This window comes from Kitasatospora sp. NPDC059747 (assembly GCF_042732955.1).
GTDB lineage: Bacteria > Actinomycetota > Actinomycetes > Streptomycetales > Streptomycetaceae > Kitasatospora.
In genome coordinates this window covers 7,322-8,556 of sequence record NZ_JBHWGV010000208.1, presented here as the reverse complement: position 1 = coordinate 8,556, position 1,235 = coordinate 7,322, and the positions used below count along the sequence as shown (strand labels likewise).

The 1,235-nt window shown below is 74.1% G+C and carries 1 protein-coding gene; it reads left to right on the top strand.

Going from position 1 to position 1,235, the window contains the following annotated elements:
- Positions 1–696 precede the first annotated feature (696 nt).
- Positions 697–1,235 (top strand): hypothetical protein (locus ACFV4G_RS42150; protein WP_380448705.1); only part of this gene is annotated, 539 nt, incomplete at its 3' end.

Below are 1,235 nucleotides of genomic sequence, written 5' to 3'. Positions count from 1 at the left end.
GCGGGCTCCCCGCCCCACCATTTGAGGGGGCGTCCCCGGGGCGGGCGTACCACGACGCACCACCCCGCCGCGCACGGCCGCTGCCGCCCGCTGTGCTTCCACCTCACGCCCGGCCAGGCCGGCGACGCGCCCGCCTTCGAGCACGTCATGGCCGCCCTGCGCGTACCCCGGCCGGTCGGCCGGCCGGGCACCCGACCCGTCGTGGGGGGGGGGGGCCCGGCCGGCCCGCGGGGGGTGGGGCGGGGGGGCCCCCACTCCCCCCCCCCCCCCCCGTGCCCCCCCCCGCCGTGCTGTGTGGGCATGCCCGCGGGGGGCGTGCACCGCTCACGCACCGGATCCGCATCGGGTCCGCACCGGGTTCCTCATCGGGTCCGCATCGGGTCCGCACATCGGGTCCGCACCGGGTCCGCACCCGGGGGGGCCGACTTGCGGAGGAAACGTCACCGAACCGTGATAATCCTGCGGCGGGCCGTCGCCCTCGCGTTCATCCGGAAATGTCCGCATTCGAACACCCGGGCCCCCGGACGGCCCGACCGCGTTTTTCCGTGCGGGGCTTGACCCCGGGTCAGGGGTGCGCCGGGGGTGCCCGCATGCTTTGACGTGCACAATTCCGCGACGATAGCTTCCGATTGATTCTTTCTTTGCCGGCTCGGGGGCGCTGGTTTCCCCTGGGCGTATCTCTCTTCTGGAGTGCCCGTGCGTACCGTTCGCAGACTGGCCTGGCCCCTCGGCGCGGCCCTTGCGATCCCCGTCGTCGCCGCCCCGATGCCCGCTGTGGCCGCCGATGCCGCCCCGCCGAGCGCGGTGGAGGGCTTCTCCTACCCCGACGCGGCGAAGGTCCTCGCCGACCGGAACATCACCCTGAAGACCGGCGACGGCCACATCGTCCTCGCCGACTGCGCCTCGGGCCCGGGTCTGGTCCAGCTGTTCAGCCGCGCCGCCAGCCCGAGCGAGGTCTGCTTCAAGATCACCGGCCCCACCGGGTACCTCGCCCTGGAGATCCCGCAGGTCTACAACATCAAGGGCGACGACCACACCATCAAGGCCACGCTGAACACCGCGGGCACCGTCAGCAGCATCGACGTCAACAAGAACGCCTGGACCCCGGTCGGCGAGGGCGGCACCAGCGGCTCCACCACGCTGCTGGAACTGACCGCCACCGACGGACCGGCCGCCCCGGCCAACACCGACTACCCGGCCGTCGGCACGGTCACGGCGCGGGCCGCCCGCCGGGC